The organism is Pseudoalteromonas sp. Isolate6 (assembly GCF_022398435.1).
GTDB lineage: Bacteria > Pseudomonadota > Gammaproteobacteria > Enterobacterales > Alteromonadaceae > Pseudoalteromonas > Pseudoalteromonas galatheae.
Genome location: NZ_JAKEVK010000011.1, coordinates 1 through 16,362, shown reverse-complemented (window position 1 = coordinate 16,362; position 16,362 = coordinate 1). Strand labels below are relative to the sequence as shown.

Sequence of the window (16,362 nt, the reverse complement as noted above, 5' to 3'; positions counted from 1 at the left end):
GAAACATAAACTGGTTTTTTATACAGTATTTATGTTTATTTTTGCAAAACGTCCTTCAACCGGTTTTGTACTTCTGTTACCAATAAATCGGGCTGGAACTTTGATAGAAACGCATTACAGCCCACTTTTTCGACCATGGCATGGTTAAAGCTGCCACTGAGTGAGGTATTGAGAATGACATAAAGGTCTTTCAGGCGACTGTCGTTGCGAATTTCATAGGTCAGTCGGTAGCCATCCATGACGGGCATTTCTGCATCGGTGATCACCGCAAGTAACTCTTTTTGTACGTCTATACCTTCGTCGGCCCAGTGCTTTAACACGTTTAGCGCCTCTTGACCGTCAGTTGCCGGGATGATTTCTATGCCCAATTGTGCCAAGGTATCGGCAACTTGACGACGAGCGGTCGGCGAATCATCGGCATGTAAAATTTTACGGCCATGAAACTCATTGATGATATCTTTATCTAGAATGTCTTGCGGGATCTCAACTTTGTATTCAACGATTTCGGCAAGTACCTTTTCTACATCGATGATTTCAACGATGTGTTCAGCGCCGTCACGTTTTATTTTAGTCAGTGCGGTGAGGTAATGGTTACGGCCAACAGACTTAGGAGTTGGCATAATATCGGACCACGTAGTATTGACGATTTGGTCAACTTTACCAACTAAGAAAGCCTGCACTGAGCGGTTGTACTCTGTGATCACTAAGTTACAGTCTTTGTCTCGGTCGCATGGCGGCATGCATATCGCTTGTCGTAAATCGATAACCGGAATAGACTCGCCACGGATGTTGGTTACGCCACACACTTTAGGGTGTGCATTGGGCATTTTGTTAAGATGAGGGAGCTTAACAACTTCTTTTACTTTAAAGACGTTGAGCGCAAAAAAGTGGCGGCTATGAAGATGAAACAATAGCAACTCTAGGCGGTTTTCACCCACCAGTTGTGTGCGTTGATTTACTGAGGCCAATACGCCAGCCATGTTAACCCCTCATTACTTCTTGTAACCTTTTCTAAGACTATATCAAAGAAGTCGATATGTCGTGTTGTTTTTTGGCTAAAATCTGCAGTAAGGTAGCAGTATGTATTTGATAGGGAAGCAATATGCCTATAATTTTTAAGCGTTTAGTTGTTTTGATGCGGGCTCATGTGGATAAGGCCAGCTGGCAACTGTTATTTATGGCAACGCTCATTCATATGTTGGTGACTTGGGGGTTGTTATGGCTCAGCAATGAATCGGCATTATTGCCACTGAGCACGTTCTTTTATTACTACGTGGTGACGACTTCAACAGTTGGCTACGGAGACTTTAGTGCAACAACGGATTTTGGCCGTTTAGTCGTTGCCATTATACAGATCCCATTTGGCCTTGCGCTATTTGGTGTGTTATTGGGAAAAGCTGGACAATTTGTGACGTATTGGGTGAGAAGAGGCATGACAGGGGAAAAAGATTTTGCACATTTGCAAAACCACATCGTAATTTTTGGTTGGCATGATGTGAGAACGAAAAAAATGGTGGATTATATTCTAGGTGACAATAAGCGCGAAGATAGAAAAATCGTATTGGCGGTCACCGAGGCCATGGAGCATCCGCTGTTGAGTTATCCGGAAGTCGCATTTGCGCGTTTAACCAGTTTTACTGATGACGAACAGTTAAGCCGGATCAACATCGAGCGGGCTGACAAAATCATCATTGATGGCGATGATGATAATCAGACATTTACCACCGCGCTAAAGCTTAGCCGAGTAGTAAAACCCGAAGCGCATATTAGCGCGCACTTCTTGGACGATAGCAAAGCACTGCTTTTAAGAGAGCATTGTAAAAATGTTGAATGCTCAGCATCTATGTCTGCTGAAATCTTAGTGCGAGCCATGCAAGATCCTGGCTCAAGCCGAGTACAAGAGGAATTGCTGTCGACGCTACACGGCGATACGCAATTCAGCTTAGCCTTACCAGCAGAGGTAAGCTGTTTAACCTTTGGTGATATTTTTGGTTATTTTAAACAGCATCATGATGCGACGCTGCTCGGTGTTGCGCACGATATAAATGCGCTAAATATGGATCTAAACCCACCTCTGGATTACAACATTACAGGGGGAGATATTTTGCACTATATTGCACCGCAACGGGTGCTTGCATCAGAGGTTGACTGGTCATCACTATGTTCGAAGAACTCTTCTTGATGATTGCAATTGTATGCGCTTACTTACTTCCTGTCGCTTTAGTTGCAGGAAGCAAGCGCAGCAAAGGGCATGAAAAAAACGGCTGGCTGATAGGAACGCTACTATTTTCTTGGGTCGCTTTGCTGCTATATATCAGCATAGTGCCTAAACACGGACGACAAAAAGGCAAAGCAAAACGCTAGCTTTGCCCCGACATCTCTAAAATAATCTGCCACTCAGGTTCGATGATGGGCATGATGGATAATCGCCCCCCTTTTTTTAGAGCCAGTTCGGTGAGCGCAGTGTTGGCTTTTATCGCCTGCAGGGTCACCGGGCGTAGGTGCTGCTCGTATGCTAGAGTGACGCCTACCCAGCGAGGGCTATCGGTGCTTGATTTGGCATCATAATAATCACTGCTTAAGTCAAATTGGTGTGGATCTGGCTCTGCTGCTTTCACTACTTTGGCAATACCGACAACCGCAGGCACTTTACAGCTTGAGTGGTAAATAAACACTGAGTCACCCACCTTAACCTCGTCGCGCAGGAAGTTTCTTGCCTGATAATTACGAATTCCCTCCCAAAAAGTTTGCTGCTCAGGCGCGTTTTTTAAGTCATCAATGGAAAATGCATCGGGTTCTGTTTTAAACAGCCAATAAGCCATATAGGTTAGTCCAATAGTTTGAGTTATGATGTATTATACTCATTTGAGCAATATACTTGGTTTGCTACCAGTCCGTGTCTTACTTGGATTTGGTAAAAGTATTATCTCATTATAACGACTATCGCCAGTTCTACTAGACGTTCGGAGTGCAACATGAGTCAAGTGTTACAAAATCTGTTGGATTTACTCAGCCTTGAAGAAATTGAGCAAGGGATATACAGAGGTCAAAGCCAAGATCTTGGTTTTCCTCAAGTGTTTGGAGGTCAGGTGATGGGGCAGGCGTTGTCTGCGGCAAAGTACACCTTACCAGAAGGGCGCTTTGTTAACTCGCTGCACTCTTACTTTTTGCGTCCTGGTGATGCGAGTAAGCCCATTGTCTACGATGTTGAAAATATTCGTGATGGTCGAAGTTTTAGCACGCGTAGGATCAGTGCCATTCAATATGGTAAGCCGATATTTTACATGACAGCCTCTTTCCAAGGTGACGAGCCTGGAGTTTCTCATCAATCTTTGATGCCGGATGTGCCAGAGCCTGAAACGTTAAAGTCATCACTCCACTTTTATCAAGAACATGCAGACCTCATTCCTGAATCACTTCGAGCTAAATTTACGCAAGAAATGCCGCTAGATATGCGCCCTGTAAACTTTCAAAATCCATTTAAACCCAAAAAACAGGATCCGGTGAGAAATGTTTGGTTTAAAGCCAATGGTGACATGCCAGACGACAGAAGGATCCATAACTATTTACTGGCTTATGCTTCTGATTTTGAATTCTTACCAACGGCACTACAACCACACGGTTTGTCGTTTATGCAGCCTAATATGCAAGTTGCAACAATAGACCATGCAATGTGGTTCCATCGTCCGTTTAGAATGGATGAGTGGATTTTATATAGTGTTGATAGTCCAAGCGCGTCTAATGGCCGGGGCCTAGTACGTGGCCAATTTTTCAACCGCCAAGGTGAGTTGATTGCATCGACCATTCAAGAAGGCGTGATGCGTCAGCGCTAATTTGTTGGAAAGTGTTCGGCGATTTGCTAACGGTGATCTTACCTGCTGCTTCCAGTAGCATTAAGCGAATCACAAGCTTACTGATTTAATAACTTATTGTTAATAAAGGAGCTATAGTTTTTTGATAGCCACTCCTCTAGTCGTTTACACCACTTTTTCTGATGCGGCGCTCGGTTTGATATTTCAATGTCTTTAACACCCCAGTCTAGATGTAGCGTGATTGTATTGTTCTCAAACAAAAATTAACACTAAAGTCAGCGAAATTAATCTACATTAATATCAACAAAACGACTCGTCGCGTCGCAGACAGACGCTTAAGACTCTAGGAGAATGATAATGAATAAACCGCTCGCCACAGTAATTGCATTGACGTTTGTCGGATTAACCGCGGGTTGCGCAACGGAAGCATCAAGAACGGTAGAAGCGCCAAAAGTGGCCTCATATAACCAGGCTTACAATGGCCCAAAAAGCCAGTTAGCGGTTGGTAAGTTGCAAAACCGTTCAGCTTTTCATAATGGTGTGTTTAGTTCAGGACCGGACCGCTTAGGCTCTCAGGCAAAAACTATTCTGACCACACACTTACAGCAGAGCAATCGCTTTATTGTTTTAGATAGAGAAAACATGACTGAGATCGCCCAAGAAGCTGGGTTTACTGGTACAAAACAAAGCATTAAAGGTGCTAACTTTGTTATTACGGGAGATGTTTCTGAGTTTGGTCGAAAAGAAGTAGGTGATAAACAGCTATTCGGCATTTTAGGTAAAGGAAAATCGCAAATTGCTTACGCTAAGGTAAATCTTAATATCGTTGATGTGACCAGTTCAGAAGTTGTTTTCTCAGTGCAAGGTGCTGGTGAATACAGCTTGTCTAATCGTGAAGTGGTTGGCTTTGGTGGCACTGCTGGGTATGACTCAACGCTTAACGGCAAGGTACTTGATTTAGCCATTCGTGAGGCGGTTAACAACTTGGTTAGCGGCATCGAGAAAGGCGATTGGAAGCCTCTATAAATAATCTCACAGCTAATCTAAATCTTAGGTAAATTATGAAGCAAACGATATTTGTGGCGACTTTACTATTGATATTATCTGGGTGTCAGAGTACGGCACCCCAATATTATTACGGTTCTTACGAACGTAACCTTTATGAGTTCTTTCGAGGTGACGGACAGTCCCTTGAGGAGCAGGTCAGTCAATTAGAGTCAAGCATAACGCGCGCCGAAGCAGCTCAGGTCAGCCCAGCACCAGGCATGTATGCGCATCTCGGTTACTTATACTTGATGCAAGGGGATGACAGAAAAGGGTTTGCCTATTTTGAAAAGGAAAAACAACTGTATCCTGAGTCCAAGCAATATATCGACTTTTTACAAAAAAATGCGCAGGGAGAATAACATGAAATGGATTAAAGCGGGCTTGGTGCTTTTGACTTTTGCCTTATTGAATGGCTGTGCGACGGCACCTAAACAGGATTACAGCGCTTTTATTCAAAGCGATCCTAAGTCGATACTGGTGTTACCGCCTGTCAATAATACCAATGAAGTTGTAGCCCCTTTTGGAGTAATGGCGACAGTGGTGAAGCCACTTGCAGACTCTGGCTATTATGTTTTTCCAGTATCTTTGGTCAATGAGACTTTTAAAAATAACGGCTTAACTGTGGCTCATGATGTTCACAGTGTCGCGATAGACAAGCTCTATGAAATCTTTGCTGCCGACGCTGCTTTATACATTGAGATTCAAGATTATGGTACGTCATACGTTGTATTGGATAGTGACACTACCGTCGCACTATCGGCAAGGTTGGTTGATTTAAAAACTGGCCAAGTAATTTGGCGTGGTAAGTCACAAGCTTCAAGTAGTGAAGACAGAAGTGATCATGATAGCAGTTTGGCTGGAGCATTGATTGGCGCGGTGCTAAACCAAGTGATTGAAAGCACTTCAGATAAAGGATTTGAAGTTTCGCAAAAAGCGTCACAGAGATTGTTATCAGCGGACTCAAGCAATGGTTTGCTTTATGGCGTGCGCTCACCTAAGTATGGGCAAATTGAAAAATAAGCCATATTCTGACTGTGCTTTCTTATCGGCTGATTGCTGCTATATTCAATTAGACTTTGATTGACAGGTGATCCCCTATGGCAATAATTAGTGAATTTAGACTAGGTTACTTTTGTTGGATTGAACTGTGTTCAAGCGACTGGCAGTCAGCTAAGCCTTTCTATAGCCAACTATTTGACTGGCAAATTCTTGACCAACCTATTGGTGAAGATTGTTATTACACCATGTTGCAAAAAGAAGCCGATGATGTCGCTGCTATGTATCAGATGACCGCTGAGCAACAACAAGGGGGCATGCCCAGTCACTGGCTTGCTTATGTGGCGGTAGACAATGTCGATGAATGTCTAAACAAAGCCAACGAACTCGGTGCGGAAGTGCTTGCAGGCCCACATGATGTCCCAGGGGCAGGGCGGATGGTAATGTTAAAGGAGCCAGGTGGAGCGGTTTTTGCGTTATGGCAAGAGGGGGGTCATATTGGCACACAACGTCATCTTGAAGCGAATACTCCTTATTGGTTTGAGCTAGTGAGTAAAAACAGTGACAAAAGTCGTGACTTTTATTCTGCATTATTTGGTTGGCAAATCGAAGTCAAAGACATGGGAAATATGGACTACACTTTGTTCAAAGTAAATGAGCAACCCGTCGCTGGCATGTTAGAAATGACGGCTGAATGGGGTGAAGACATTCCCCCGCACTGGATGATTTATATTGCGGTATTGGACTGCGATAGTAAAGCTGAATATGCCCAAAAGCTTGGCGGAGAAATTTGTGTACCGCCGACAGATATACCAGAAGTTGGTCGCTTTAGCGTGATAACCGATCCTCAAGGGGCGGTATTCTCTATCATAGAATCTGCCATGGATGATATTTCAACTTAATGTATTTCTAATTCAATCACTTTGCCATGGCAAGTGGCAAAGTGATCAGAGAGCCGGTTTAGAATAGTATCGCGCTCGCCACTACTATTTAGATGCTTGATAGACGCTGTTAATTTCGGCAGTAGGTCTTGGTGTTTACGATTGATATAGTGATAAATAGGATAACTCGCATCTCGTAGCCTACGCACATAAACTGTGGCGAGTCCTGACTGGCATAGCGCACCCAGCGCAAATAAGTCATCAGCTAAAATTTGCTCAACATGACCTTTTTTAAGCGCTTGAAACGCAGAAACATCGTTAGAGACCGCGTTACATGTCAACTTTTTTCGTTGGCAAACTTGCTCCGTTATTAAACTGCCTTGTATTACCACATAGTCTTGCTGGGTCGACAAAGTACAATGCTCCTTCTTGAGACAAAACACCGCCATTTGAACGGTTGCAAGTGGTTCGGGTATTTGCAGTAAGTTAGGATAGGCATTTGCAATAGCGCTAGTGCGTCCTGCTTCCGCATCATAAAACCCTTGATCTACATATTCTAATCCGCGCTCACTGGGTAATACGACAAGTGTGGGTGTGATATCCAAAGGTGTGTATATCTTTTGCATGAGTTGTGCGATTTGCTGCTGGCCAAGCTGATAAGCGACCAGCTCACTGACATTGATTTGGTAGGCAAAAGTCGCCTTGTGGATGAAGAAAAGGAAGAAGATGCTAAGTGCGAGTTTCACAACATATCCTTACGGTTGTCAGAGTTATAACTGTAGCAAAGTTGTCAGAAAGTGAAAAAGTACATCATAAAAATGAATTCAGTCAGGATTGACCTTGAGTTTAGTAAACTCATACCAATTGTAATAGTTTGAGCGTATAAATTGTGAGGAGAAGGATATGACACTACATGTTTTGGTGACTGGTGCTAACCGTGGGATCGGATTTGAGTTTTGTAAACAATACTTATCTCTAGGCTGCAAAGTAACGGCGGTTGTGCGCAAAGCATCAGCAGAACTAGAATCTCTAGGCGTGGATATCATTGAAGATATAGATGTTGCAACGGAAAATGGCGCGAAAAAGCTATTGGCGGCATTGGGCTCGGAGAAGATAGACATTCTTATTAATAACGCTGGGGTATTTCACAATGAAACGCTAGCGGAAATGGATTTTGAAAATATCGACCACCAATTTAACGTTAATGCGTTAGGACCAATTCGAGTCACTCATGCACTGCTCGATAACCTCAAAGCAGGCAGCAAAGTTGCCATGATCACAAGTCGTATGGGTTCGATTGCAGATAATGGTTCTGGTGGTTACATTGGCTATAGAATGTCGAAAGCAGCATTAAACGCGGCGAGTGTGAGTATGGCTCACGAGCTGAAAAACCAAGATATCGCTGTTGGACTATTCCATCCTGGCTTTGTGCAAACGCAGATGGTGGGGTTTGCAGGTGATATAGGTCCAGATGTTGCGGCGGAACGTTTAATTAAGAGAATTGAACACCTAACTATCGAAAACAGTGGTGGTTTTTGGCATTCCAATGGTGACACGCTTCCTTGGTAATTAAGGTGGGCGCATCGTCGCCCCTTTTCAGCCATCAGCCATCTAACTGTGCTAATATAAAGCAAATACTCAGATGGTAACCTTTGATGGAATTACAACAAGATACCCCATTATCACTGCCGCTTTTTTTGTTAGACGACAACATCGAGAATCGTGATATCGACTCTCCAGATGCTGAAGTATCAGTGATGTTGAGTGAGAACCTCCTTGCTCATTTGTGCCAAAACCCAAAAGAAGATGAGAATATTAGCTTGCATATTGATGACTATGCGCTCAACAACATTAGTACGACAGTGACTGAGTTGATAGGGGCGGAACATCAGTTGCAATTGCTTATTAATCGAGGGCCTATTCTCAGTGCTGTCCTGAGTACTAGTAGCGATGCATTGTTTGTTTCGCCTCCAGTAGAAATGATGCCGACTTTTGATCTTGGGCTGGATGACGACGAGGGCGAGTAAATGTCTAAACGTGCACTGTTTTGTGCGGTGGTTGTCGCCGTGCTTTCTGGCTGTGTGGCTTTGGGCGTGTCTAAATATGATGATATGTTTGGACCGGAACAACCCCAAGCACGAATCGAACAATATCACCAAGGCGGTGCACGTTACTTGCAAAGCGTGAAGCCCATTTTGGAGTCGCGTTGTGTGGTTTGCCATGGTTGTTATGACGCACCCTGCCAGCTCAAATTGTCATCTCCAGAAGGAATAGATAGGGGATTATCGAAGGAGTTAGTGTATGACGGCACGCGGTTGTTAGCACAAACACCAACCCGGCTGTTATTCGATGCTCAAACCACGACACAGTGGCGCGAGCGTGGTTTTACCCCAGTGCTGAATGAGCGCAATCAATCTGAATACAGCAACCTAGCTGGAAGTGTGCTTTATAATAGCTTGCTGTTAAAAATGTCTCATCGTTTTCCTGAGCAAGGCATCTTGGGTAAAGAGTTTGATTTCTCTTTAGATAGAACGCAGTCTTGCCCAACCATGGACGAGTTTTCTAGCCTTGCGAAACGGCAGCCTCATGCGGGCATGCCCTACGGCTTACCAGCGCTCACGCATGATGAATTCAAAACCTTGGAAGCATGGCTGCAAAGTGGCAGTAAAATGAGCCAGATTGCAAAGCCAAGTGTTGCAGCACAAAAAGAAGTGAAAAAGTGGGAACAATTTCTTAATCAGGACTCCAATAAACACCGCCTTGCCGCGCGTTATATATTTGAGCATTGGTATTTAGCCCATATCCACTTCCCTCATCTGGATGACCCTGCGTTTTTCCAATTGGTACGCTCAAGCACGCCGCCAGGCCAGCCTATTGCGTTGGTGAGTTCGGTGCGTCCATTTGACGATCCTAAGGTCGATAGGGTGTATTATCGATTGATGCAAGTGCCCAGTACTATTTTGTCAAAAACTCACATGCCACTGGCATTGAATGACGCTAAGCTATCACGGTTACATCAGCAATTTTATGCAGCGGATTATCACGTGGATAAACTGCCTGGTTATGAGCCAGAGCTTGCAGCAAACCCATTTAAGGTATTCAAAGATATTCCGGTTAATTCTCGTTATCAATTTATGCTGGATGAGGCCGAGTTAATTGTAAAAGGCTTTATCAAAGGCCCTGTATGCCGAGGCCAAATAGCGCTTAATGTCATTAACGACCACTTTTGGGTGGCGTTTGTTGATCCTGAAAAAAATAGCAATGAAGCGGTGAACCAGCTGCTGCTTAAACATGATGAAGATTTGGTGCTACCTGCGGCTGAGCAAAGTAATGCGTTACCGCTTTCCAGTTGGGCTAAATACGCCACAAAGCAACAGGATTACTTACGTGCTAAAACTGAGCTTGCAGATAAGATGTTTGCCGATGGGCAACGTCTCAATATGGACTTGATTTGGCGTGGTGAGGGAGAAAACCCGAATGCAGCATTAACTATCTTCCGCCATTTTGATAGCGCAACGGTGGTTAAAGGTTTTATTGGCCAGCCTCCCAAAACAGCTTGGGTATTAGACTATGCTTTGTTCGAGCGCATTCACTACTTGCTGGTGGCGGGTTTTGACGTGTATGGCAACATTGGTCATCAGTTGATCACACGCTTATATATGGACTTCTTGAGGCTTGAAGGTGAGCAAAACTTTTTAAATCTGCTGCCACTTAGCCATCGTCAGGAAATTAAACGTTATTGGTATCGTAAGTCACACTTGAGTTTAAGTGAGTTTATCAATCGCAAATCACTAATCGGTGCGCCAACGGGGATAAAATACGAAACGGACGATCCAAAGCAAGAGCTATATAACAAACTACATGCTGTGCTTAAGCCCGTTCTAAATAGGGATTATGACTATAAAGCCGTCGGCAAGCCACTGCAGGCACTCAATAGCATGTCCGTTAGGGCGATTAATTTGCTTCCACAGGTCTCGTTTATTATTACTAAGCAAAGTGACGGTTCACATCAAGCGTTCTCGCTATTACACCATAATGCCCACTACAACATCTCCAGTTTGTTAAATGAAGAAGGGCAAAGAGCGTATACAGAAGACACTGCGACGATTGTGCCAGGCTTTATCGGAGATTACCCAGAGGCAATTTGGTATTTAGAAAGCGAGGCTGCACAAGAGGACTTTGTCTCATCATTTAGCCACATGAATAGTGAGTCTGATTACCGAGCGCTACGAGCGCAATATGGGATCCGCAGGACTCACCCAGAGTTTTGGCGTTACAGTGATTTAATCCACGACATTGCCAAGCAAACACGTGGCGTTGAATATGGTTTATTTGACTATAACCGGTTAGAAAACCGCTAAAAAATGGAGTCTTCGGACTCCATTTTTTATGTGCTTTTCCTATAGTTGACTAGCTGCTTTTACCGCAGCTAGTAGCACGCTTTCATCCAGTCTCACTTTGTAATTTGGGTTTGCATATTGAAATTGGATCAAGCCTTTCTTATCGACTACAAATACCGCCGGCACCGGCAAGGCAACTTTATCGTTCCCCTCAAAATCAACGAAATTTACGCCCAACTTGTTGCGATAAGCAAGGGCTGTTTTATCATCTAGAAAATAGGCGAGACCTAACGCTTGGCTCATACGCATTTTGTTATCAGACAACAGTTGGTAGTGAGGGGATTCAATTGTACTTTTTGCCAGCGCCTCAGGTGAGTCTGGTGCGATTGCAATAATTTGTGCTCCCATTTTTACAAGCTGTGGTTCAACTTCTTGGATCCCCGCGAGCTGTCTTGAACAGTACGGACACCAGCCACCACGATAAACCACCAGTACGGTGATATTTTCTTTATAGCGTGTCGCGAGGTCGACAGTTTTACCTGACTTATCTTTGAGTTGTAATGCAGGGGCATCAATGCCTGGAAGGAGTGGACTCACTTGCTCAGGTGCTGCGGCGATATTAGTGATTTCAGCTGCGCTGACAAAGGCTGAACAAGCCAAAGCGAGCGATAAAATAAAATGGCGCATAAAAAGTTCCTAGGGTTTCAAGTTGATATCGACTCAGAAGACCTAAGCGCTGGCGAAAATCTTTCACTTCGGTATGATATCGCTCGTAATTGATTTCCATGAAGAGAGAGCACAATGTCTGCAAACATCACTAAGCTTGTGGTTATGCTAGAAATGCAACATGCCATGAATACCAAAGTACACCAACAATGGTTTGAACAAGGGTTTGAATGGTACCGCGCAATTTGGGTTGAGTGTGCAGAAATGCTAGATCACTACGGCTGGAAATGGTGGAAAAAGCAAACGCCAGATACTGAGCAAGTGATTTTAGAGCTAGTGGATATTTTTCATTTTGGCTTGTCTTTACGTATCGACGGCGAAACGTCATTTGAGCAATTAGCGACTCAGTTAGAAGCTGAATTGGCAAAGCCAACTACCGCAGAGGACTTCAAGGAAACCCTTGAATTGCTTGCAAGTGCGGCTGTGACCAAACGCGAGTTTGATGCCCATGCGTTTGCGGGGTGTATGCAGCAAATCGGGATGTCTATTGATGACCTATACCGTGGATATGTCGGTAAAAACACGCTTAACTTTTTCCGCCAAGACCATGGCTATAAGGATGGTTCTTACATCAAGGTATGGAATGGCCAAGAAGATAACGAACACTTAGTTGAAGTGGTGAAAAGTCTAGACACAGCGCACCCAGACTTCAAAACACATGTGTACGACGGCTTAAAAGCTCGCTACCCAGCTTAATCTATAATAGGTAGCAAGGTACGGTAATCGGAGACTGAAAGATATTCAGTGATCTCTCGCTCTGGTTGCCGACTATCAGGATTAGCAACAGCAAGCAAATGGCCAATACCAAACTCTTGCGCAGCATTTAACACGCTAATGCTATCGTCCACAAATAAAGTGCGGGACTTATCAAAGCCCAAATCACGCTCTACCTGTTGCCACAACATTTGACTTTCCTTACTTACGCCATATTCATGGGTTGAAACCAATTTGTCGAGATACTTATCGAATTGGGTACGCTCAATTTTCAAACTTAGACTGTTTGGGTGCGCGTTGGTCAACAAGATAAGCTGTTTTCCACTCTCTCTTAAGGCCTCTAAAAACGCAGGTACATCCTCACGAATGGAGATCAAGTGTTGTACTTCACGTTTAAGCTCCATAATAGGGAGCTGTAGCTGCTCCTGCCAATAATCTAGGCAATACCATTCTATCTGGCCCATTACCGCGTCATAACGGGCGAGGATGTCGGCCCTTGCAGCCTCAAGGGTTAAGCCTTGACGTTTTGCGTGTGCCTTAGGCACGACGTCGAGAAAAAAGTGATTATCAAAATGGAGGTCGAGTAATGTGCCATCCATATCTAACAAAACGGTATCGATATTTGACCAATTTAGCATAGGCATTTAACTTCAAAGGCTTTATGATTAGGTTATTCGCCATGATAGCAAATAATGATCTATGTCACATAAAAAGCATCCCACACCACCAGAAATTTTAGCTTGCGACGTCGTGGCTAAAAGCAAATTGTTCACGGTAGAAGCACTTTCGTTATCCTTTTCGAATGGCGAGCAACGAGAATACGAAAGAGTTCGTGGCGGTGGGCGTGGCGCAGTAATGATCGTGCCCATAACGGCTGATAATGAGCTATTATTAGTGAGAGAATACTGTGCAGGAACACATGACTATCAACTCGGCTTTCCCAAAGGGCTAATTGACCCAGGCGAAACCCCGGTGGAAGCGGGCAACCGAGAGCTAAAAGAAGAAGTGGGTTTTGGTGCAAATGCTTTCTCTGAACTCAAAGTAGTGTCACTGGCACCGAGTTACTTTAATGCCAAAATGCATATTTTGGTCGCTAGTGAACTTTACCCTGAACAGCTTGAAGGTGATGAACCAGAGCCACTGGTAGTAGTGAAGTGGCCGCTAGATAAATTATATGACCTGTTACACCAAGAGGACTTTACCGAAGCAAGAAGTGTCGCGGCACTACTGTTATTAAAAGCACATTTGAATCTGGAGGCGTAAATTGCGGTCCTATTTAGAGCCTTGCATCGCACTGGCAAAACGTGCCGGTGAAGCCATTATGGCAATTTATCAAGCTGACGATATTGGTAAAAAAGAAAAGTCTGATCACACTCCTGTCACTGCAGCAGATTTGGCATCTAATGAGATCTTAATGGCGGGTCTTGCTGAAATAGCACCAGACATTCCGGTAATGTCTGAAGAAACACCAATTCCACCATTGAGTGAGCGACAAGACTGGCAGCGCTACTGGTTACTCGATCCTATGGATGGCACTGGGGAGTTTATTCTTGAAAGTGGTGACTTTGCCGTCAATATTGCGCTCATCGAAAATAATCATCCTGTGTTAGGCGTCATTTACTGGCCATCTCAAGGGCTAACATATTACGCCAGCAAAGATGAAGGTGCGTTCAAACGTAGTGACTCAGGTGAAAGTAAACGTATTTTCGTCTCGCCACGAGAAACACTGACATTGGCAGTAAGTCGCAGACAAAAGCTTGAAGCGGTAAGTCAGTACTTAAATAGTCAGTTCGACACAGTGGCACTTGGGTCATGTTCATTAAAAGCCTGCATTATCGCAGAAGGTAAGGCGGATTGTTTTTTACGAGTAGGACCAACGGGAGAGTGGGATACTGGCGCGTCACAGATCATCGTGGAAGAAGCCGGAGGTTGTATTACCGATGCTGAGTTTAACCCGCTGACCTACAATCGACGAGAAACCACCGAAAACCCAGACTTTATTGTTATGGGGCACCCCGATTGGCAATGGCAAAAGTTGATCAGCCCACATCATCGAACGATAGAATAAATAACGGCTTAAGTTTAAGGTTGTGGGATTTTTGCGCACTTGAATTGTTTTAAGCATTAAATCCCTTGCAATAAAATTTTAATCCATTATTATAGCGGCCTCTTGAAAAGGAAGTCCTTTTTAAGAATTTACAGGCGCGGGATGGAGCAGAATGATAAATCATTCGTCGGACTCGCTAAACCTGGAAAGAATCGAAGGTCGTCGGTACCCGACGAAGAATAGATTCACAAAAATATACAGGCGCGGGATGGAGCAGCCTGGTAGCTCGTCGGGCTCATAACCCGAAGGTCGTCGGTTCAAATCCGGCTCCCGCAACCAACATCAGTTGGATGTATAAAGTCTCAAGTACAAGACTAAAAATTAAGTACAGATACAGGCGCGGGATGGAGCAGAATGATAAATCATTCGTCGGACTCGCTAAACCTGGAAAGAATCGAAGGTCGTCGGTCCCCGACGAAGAATAGATTCACAAAAATATACAGGCGCGGGATGGAGCAGCCTGGTAGCTCGTCGGGCTCATAACCCGAAGGTCGTCGGTTCAAATCCGGCTCCCGCAACCAACATCAGTTGGATGTATAAAGTCTCAAGTACAAGACTTAAAATTAAGTATAAATACAGGCGTGGGATGGAGCAGAATGATAAATCATTTGTCGGACTCGCTAAACCTGGAAAAGAATCGAAGGTCGTCGGTCTCCGACGAAGAATAGATTCACAAAAATATACAGGCGCGGGATGGAGCAGCCTGGTAGCTCGTCGGGCTCATAACCCGAAGGTCGTCGGTTCAAATCCGGCTCCCGCAACCAATTCTTGATTGGACTGCACACTCTAAAGAACTCTCCCGAAATTCATCGGTTCACTTTTCATAAATTAGGCTCCTGCAACCAATTCTTAATTGGACTGCACACTCTAAAGAACTGCTCCGAAACTCGTCGGTTCACTCTTCATAAATTAATGGCTCCCGCAACCAATTCTTATTTGGACTGCACACTCTAAAGAACTGCTCCGAAAGTCGTCGGTTCACTCTTCATAAATTAATGGCGCCCGCAACCAATTTTTAATTGGATTGCACACTCTAAAGAACTGCTCCGAAAGTCGTCGGTTCACTCTTCATAAATTAATGGCGCCCGCAACCAATTCTTATTTGGACTGCACACTCTAAAGAACTGCTCCGAAAGTCGTCGGTTCACTCTTCATAAATTAATGGCTCCCGCAACCAATTTTTAATTGGACTGTATAATCTAAAGAACTCTCCAGAAATTCATCGGTTCACTCTTCATAAATTAATAGCTCCCGCAATCAACCTTTTTAGTTCAGTTACCTAAAATCGCCTCAATGGATAGTCAGTTTTTTCGATATATACAGAGAAATAAATCATCCACTTTTTATAACTCAAAGCCTGAGTGTTGCTGTTGTTTGATGCATTTCTTAAATTAGAATTGATCTTAATACTCACACCGTGAGCAACAACCTGTACGCGGGTTATGGAAACCCGCTGTTAAAGAGTGAATAGATTTAGCAAAGGCAGGTAAATCCGATTTGGCAGCTAGCAAGATCTGAGTGATTGCAACAAGCTGAGTTGTCTTGGCGAGATGCACATTTCATCGTGTCCTGACATCCGTAAACTCTCGTGTAATCACCTCCAGCTACTTGAGGCGTTGCTTCCTGAGGTAGTTTGTTATCTTGAGTTAGCTTTTTTAGCTGCTTTTTTTGAAGCTTTATTTTCATTTCCAATATCCTTTTTATAGATTTATTAAGTTTGTTATCACGAAACCGATAGC

At 44.0% G+C, this 16,362-nt stretch carries 19 protein-coding genes and 3 tRNA genes; 16 read left to right on the top strand and 6 right to left on the bottom strand.

Features of this window, described 5'->3' with window-relative positions; translation table 11 throughout:
* Positions 1–35: 35 nt before the first annotated feature.
* Entirely contained in the window at positions 36–980 is a 945-nt protein-coding gene (locus tag L1D50_RS02880; RefSeq protein WP_138524618.1) for a chemotaxis protein CheV, read from the bottom strand.
* A 122-nt stretch (positions 981–1,102) separates the two neighbouring features.
* Here L1D50_RS02880 and L1D50_RS02875 point away from each other — a divergent pair, with 122 nt between their 5' ends.
* Together L1D50_RS02875 and L1D50_RS02870 are read left to right on the top strand one after the other, a co-directional pair.
* A complete protein-coding gene (locus L1D50_RS02875; protein WP_128725634.1) occupies positions 1,103–2,182 on the top strand; it encodes a potassium channel family protein in 1,080 nt (359 codons plus the stop codon).
* Positions 2,182–2,364: a hypothetical protein gene (locus L1D50_RS02870; RefSeq protein ID WP_095728599.1), complete on the top strand. Its 183-nt coding sequence runs from the start codon at positions 2,182–2,184 to the stop codon at positions 2,362–2,364. The genes L1D50_RS02875 and L1D50_RS02870 overlap by 1 nt, the downstream gene beginning before the upstream one ends.
* Here L1D50_RS02870 and L1D50_RS02865 read toward each other — a convergent pair.
* A complete protein-coding gene (locus tag L1D50_RS02865; RefSeq protein WP_128725633.1) occupies positions 2,361–2,822 on the bottom strand; it encodes an EVE domain-containing protein in 462 nt (153 codons plus the stop codon). The genes L1D50_RS02870 and L1D50_RS02865 overlap by 4 nt on opposite strands.
* A gap of 153 nt (positions 2,823–2,975) precedes the next feature.
* On the opposite strand from L1D50_RS02865, the gene tesB reads away from it, so the two are divergent.
* From tesB to L1D50_RS02840, 5 genes are all read left to right on the top strand, one after another.
* Complete coding sequence (tesB, locus tag L1D50_RS02860) at positions 2,976–3,833, top strand: acyl-CoA thioesterase II (protein ID WP_128725632.1); 858 nt, start codon at positions 2,976–2,978, stop codon at positions 3,831–3,833.
* A 336-nt stretch (positions 3,834–4,169) separates the two neighbouring features.
* Positions 4,170–4,838, top strand: coding sequence for a CsgG/HfaB family protein (locus tag L1D50_RS02855; protein ID WP_128725631.1), 669 nt, complete (start codon positions 4,170–4,172; stop codon positions 4,836–4,838).
* Positions 4,839–4,873: 35 nt separating this feature from the next.
* Positions 4,874–5,218, top strand: coding sequence for a DUF4810 domain-containing protein (locus tag L1D50_RS02850; RefSeq protein ID WP_128725630.1), 345 nt, complete (start codon positions 4,874–4,876; stop codon positions 5,216–5,218).
* Between the two features lies 1 nt (position 5,219).
* Complete coding sequence (locus L1D50_RS02845; RefSeq protein ID WP_128725629.1) at positions 5,220–5,879, top strand: DUF799 domain-containing protein; 660 nt, start codon at positions 5,220–5,222, stop codon at positions 5,877–5,879.
* Positions 5,880–5,956: 77 nt separating this feature from the next.
* Positions 5,957–6,757: a VOC family protein gene (locus L1D50_RS02840; RefSeq protein ID WP_128725628.1), complete on the top strand. Its 801-nt coding sequence runs from the start codon at positions 5,957–5,959 to the stop codon at positions 6,755–6,757.
* Here L1D50_RS02840 and L1D50_RS02835 read toward each other — a convergent pair.
* On the bottom strand, positions 6,754–7,482 hold the full coding sequence (locus L1D50_RS02835) for a transporter substrate-binding domain-containing protein (protein WP_138524620.1): 729 nt from the start codon (positions 7,480–7,482) through the stop codon (positions 6,754–6,756). The genes L1D50_RS02840 and L1D50_RS02835 overlap by 4 nt on opposite strands.
* Positions 7,483–7,639: 157 nt before the next feature.
* On the opposite strand from L1D50_RS02835, the gene L1D50_RS02830 reads away from it, so the two are divergent.
* The 3 genes from L1D50_RS02830 (at position 7,640) to L1D50_RS02820 (ending at position 11,097) form a co-directional block, all read left to right on the top strand.
* The gene (locus L1D50_RS02830; RefSeq protein ID WP_128725626.1) at positions 7,640–8,305 is read left to right on the top strand and encodes an SDR family oxidoreductase; all 666 of its coding nucleotides are present in this window, start codon (positions 7,640–7,642) and stop codon (positions 8,303–8,305) included.
* 86 nt (positions 8,306–8,391) lie between these two features.
* The gene (locus L1D50_RS02825; RefSeq protein WP_010374501.1) at positions 8,392–8,763 is read left to right on the top strand and encodes a hypothetical protein; all 372 of its coding nucleotides are present in this window, start codon (positions 8,392–8,394) and stop codon (positions 8,761–8,763) included.
* Positions 8,764–11,097, top strand: coding sequence for a fatty acid cis/trans isomerase (locus tag L1D50_RS02820; RefSeq protein WP_239965466.1), 2,334 nt, complete (start codon positions 8,764–8,766; stop codon positions 11,095–11,097).
* Positions 11,098–11,136: 39 nt separating this feature from the next.
* Here the strand turns inward: L1D50_RS02820 and L1D50_RS02815 are convergent, their stop codons facing one another.
* Positions 11,137–11,763, bottom strand: a complete 627-nt coding sequence (locus tag L1D50_RS02815) for a peroxiredoxin-like family protein (RefSeq protein WP_128725624.1) — start codon at positions 11,761–11,763, stop codon at positions 11,137–11,139.
* Positions 11,764–11,877: 114 nt separating this feature from the next.
* Between L1D50_RS02815 and L1D50_RS02810 the strand changes: the two genes are divergently transcribed.
* The gene (locus L1D50_RS02810; protein WP_017219351.1) at positions 11,878–12,498 is read left to right on the top strand and encodes a dUTP diphosphatase; all 621 of its coding nucleotides are present in this window, start codon (positions 11,878–11,880) and stop codon (positions 12,496–12,498) included.
* On the opposite strand, the gene yrfG is transcribed toward L1D50_RS02810, so the two are convergent.
* The gene (gene yrfG / locus L1D50_RS02805; protein WP_045989426.1) at positions 12,495–13,154 is read right to left on the bottom strand and encodes a GMP/IMP nucleotidase; all 660 of its coding nucleotides are present in this window, start codon (positions 13,152–13,154) and stop codon (positions 12,495–12,497) included. The two genes, L1D50_RS02810 and yrfG, sit on opposite strands and share 4 nt — an antisense overlap.
* Before the next feature lie 61 nt (positions 13,155–13,215).
* On the opposite strand from yrfG, the gene nudE reads away from it, so the two are divergent.
* The 5 genes from nudE to L1D50_RS02780 all read left to right on the top strand — a co-directional run bounded on the left by nudE (position 13,216) and on the right by L1D50_RS02780 (position 15,387).
* A complete protein-coding gene (gene nudE / locus L1D50_RS02800) occupies positions 13,216–13,779 on the top strand; it encodes an ADP compounds hydrolase NudE (RefSeq protein ID WP_017219353.1) in 564 nt (187 codons plus the stop codon).
* A gap of 1 nt (position 13,780) precedes the next feature.
* Positions 13,781–14,584, top strand: coding sequence for a 3'(2'),5'-bisphosphate nucleotidase CysQ (cysQ, locus tag L1D50_RS02795; RefSeq protein ID WP_128725622.1), 804 nt, complete (start codon positions 13,781–13,783; stop codon positions 14,582–14,584).
* Positions 14,585–14,825: 241 nt separating this feature from the next.
* Positions 14,826–14,902: transfer RNA gene (locus L1D50_RS02790), tRNA-Met, on the top strand.
* 165 nt (positions 14,903–15,067) lie between these two features.
* Positions 15,068–15,144: transfer RNA gene (locus L1D50_RS02785), tRNA-Met, on the top strand.
* 166 nt (positions 15,145–15,310) lie between these two features.
* Positions 15,311–15,387: transfer RNA gene (locus tag L1D50_RS02780), tRNA-Met, on the top strand.
* 709 nt (positions 15,388–16,096) lie between these two features.
* On the opposite strand, the gene L1D50_RS02775 is transcribed toward L1D50_RS02780, so the two are convergent.
* Positions 16,097–16,309, bottom strand: a complete 213-nt coding sequence (locus L1D50_RS02775; protein WP_138522513.1) for a hypothetical protein — start codon at positions 16,307–16,309, stop codon at positions 16,097–16,099.
* Between the last annotated feature and the right edge of the window lie 53 nt (positions 16,310–16,362).

Coding starts and splice junctions, on each gene's coding strand:
- L1D50_RS02865 (WP_128725633.1), bottom strand. CDS start 2,822: ATGGCTTATTGGCTGTTTAAAACAGAACCCGATGCATTTTCCATTGAT.
- L1D50_RS02840 (WP_128725628.1), top strand. CDS start 5,957: ATGGCAATAATTAGTGAATTTAGACTAGGTTACTTTTGTTGGATTGAA.
- L1D50_RS02775 (WP_138522513.1), bottom strand. CDS start 16,309: ATGAAAATAAAGCTTCAAAAAAAGCAGCTAAAAAAGCTAACTCAAGAT.
- L1D50_RS02815 (WP_128725624.1), bottom strand. CDS start 11,763: ATGCGCCATTTTATTTTATCGCTCGCTTTGGCTTGTTCAGCCTTTGTC.
- L1D50_RS02830 (WP_128725626.1), top strand. CDS start 7,640: ATGACACTACATGTTTTGGTGACTGGTGCTAACCGTGGGATCGGATTT.
- L1D50_RS02875 (WP_128725634.1), top strand. CDS start 1,103: ATGCCTATAATTTTTAAGCGTTTAGTTGTTTTGATGCGGGCTCATGTG.
- L1D50_RS02850 (WP_128725630.1), top strand. CDS start 4,874: ATGAAGCAAACGATATTTGTGGCGACTTTACTATTGATATTATCTGGG.
- L1D50_RS02870 (WP_095728599.1), top strand. CDS start 2,182: ATGATTGCAATTGTATGCGCTTACTTACTTCCTGTCGCTTTAGTTGCA.
- tesB (WP_128725632.1), top strand. CDS start 2,976: ATGAGTCAAGTGTTACAAAATCTGTTGGATTTACTCAGCCTTGAAGAA.
- L1D50_RS02810 (WP_017219351.1), top strand. CDS start 11,878: ATGTCTGCAAACATCACTAAGCTTGTGGTTATGCTAGAAATGCAACAT.
- L1D50_RS02855 (WP_128725631.1), top strand. CDS start 4,170: ATGAATAAACCGCTCGCCACAGTAATTGCATTGACGTTTGTCGGATTA.
- yrfG (WP_045989426.1), bottom strand. CDS start 13,154: ATGCTAAATTGGTCAAATATCGATACCGTTTTGTTAGATATGGATGGC.
- L1D50_RS02880 (WP_138524618.1), bottom strand. CDS start 980: ATGGCTGGCGTATTGGCCTCAGTAAATCAACGCACACAACTGGTGGGT.
- L1D50_RS02820 (WP_239965466.1), top strand. CDS start 8,764: ATGTCTAAACGTGCACTGTTTTGTGCGGTGGTTGTCGCCGTGCTTTCT.
- nudE (WP_017219353.1), top strand. CDS start 13,216: ATGTCACATAAAAAGCATCCCACACCACCAGAAATTTTAGCTTGCGAC.
- L1D50_RS02825 (WP_010374501.1), top strand. CDS start 8,392: ATGGAATTACAACAAGATACCCCATTATCACTGCCGCTTTTTTTGTTA.
- L1D50_RS02845 (WP_128725629.1), top strand. CDS start 5,220: ATGAAATGGATTAAAGCGGGCTTGGTGCTTTTGACTTTTGCCTTATTG.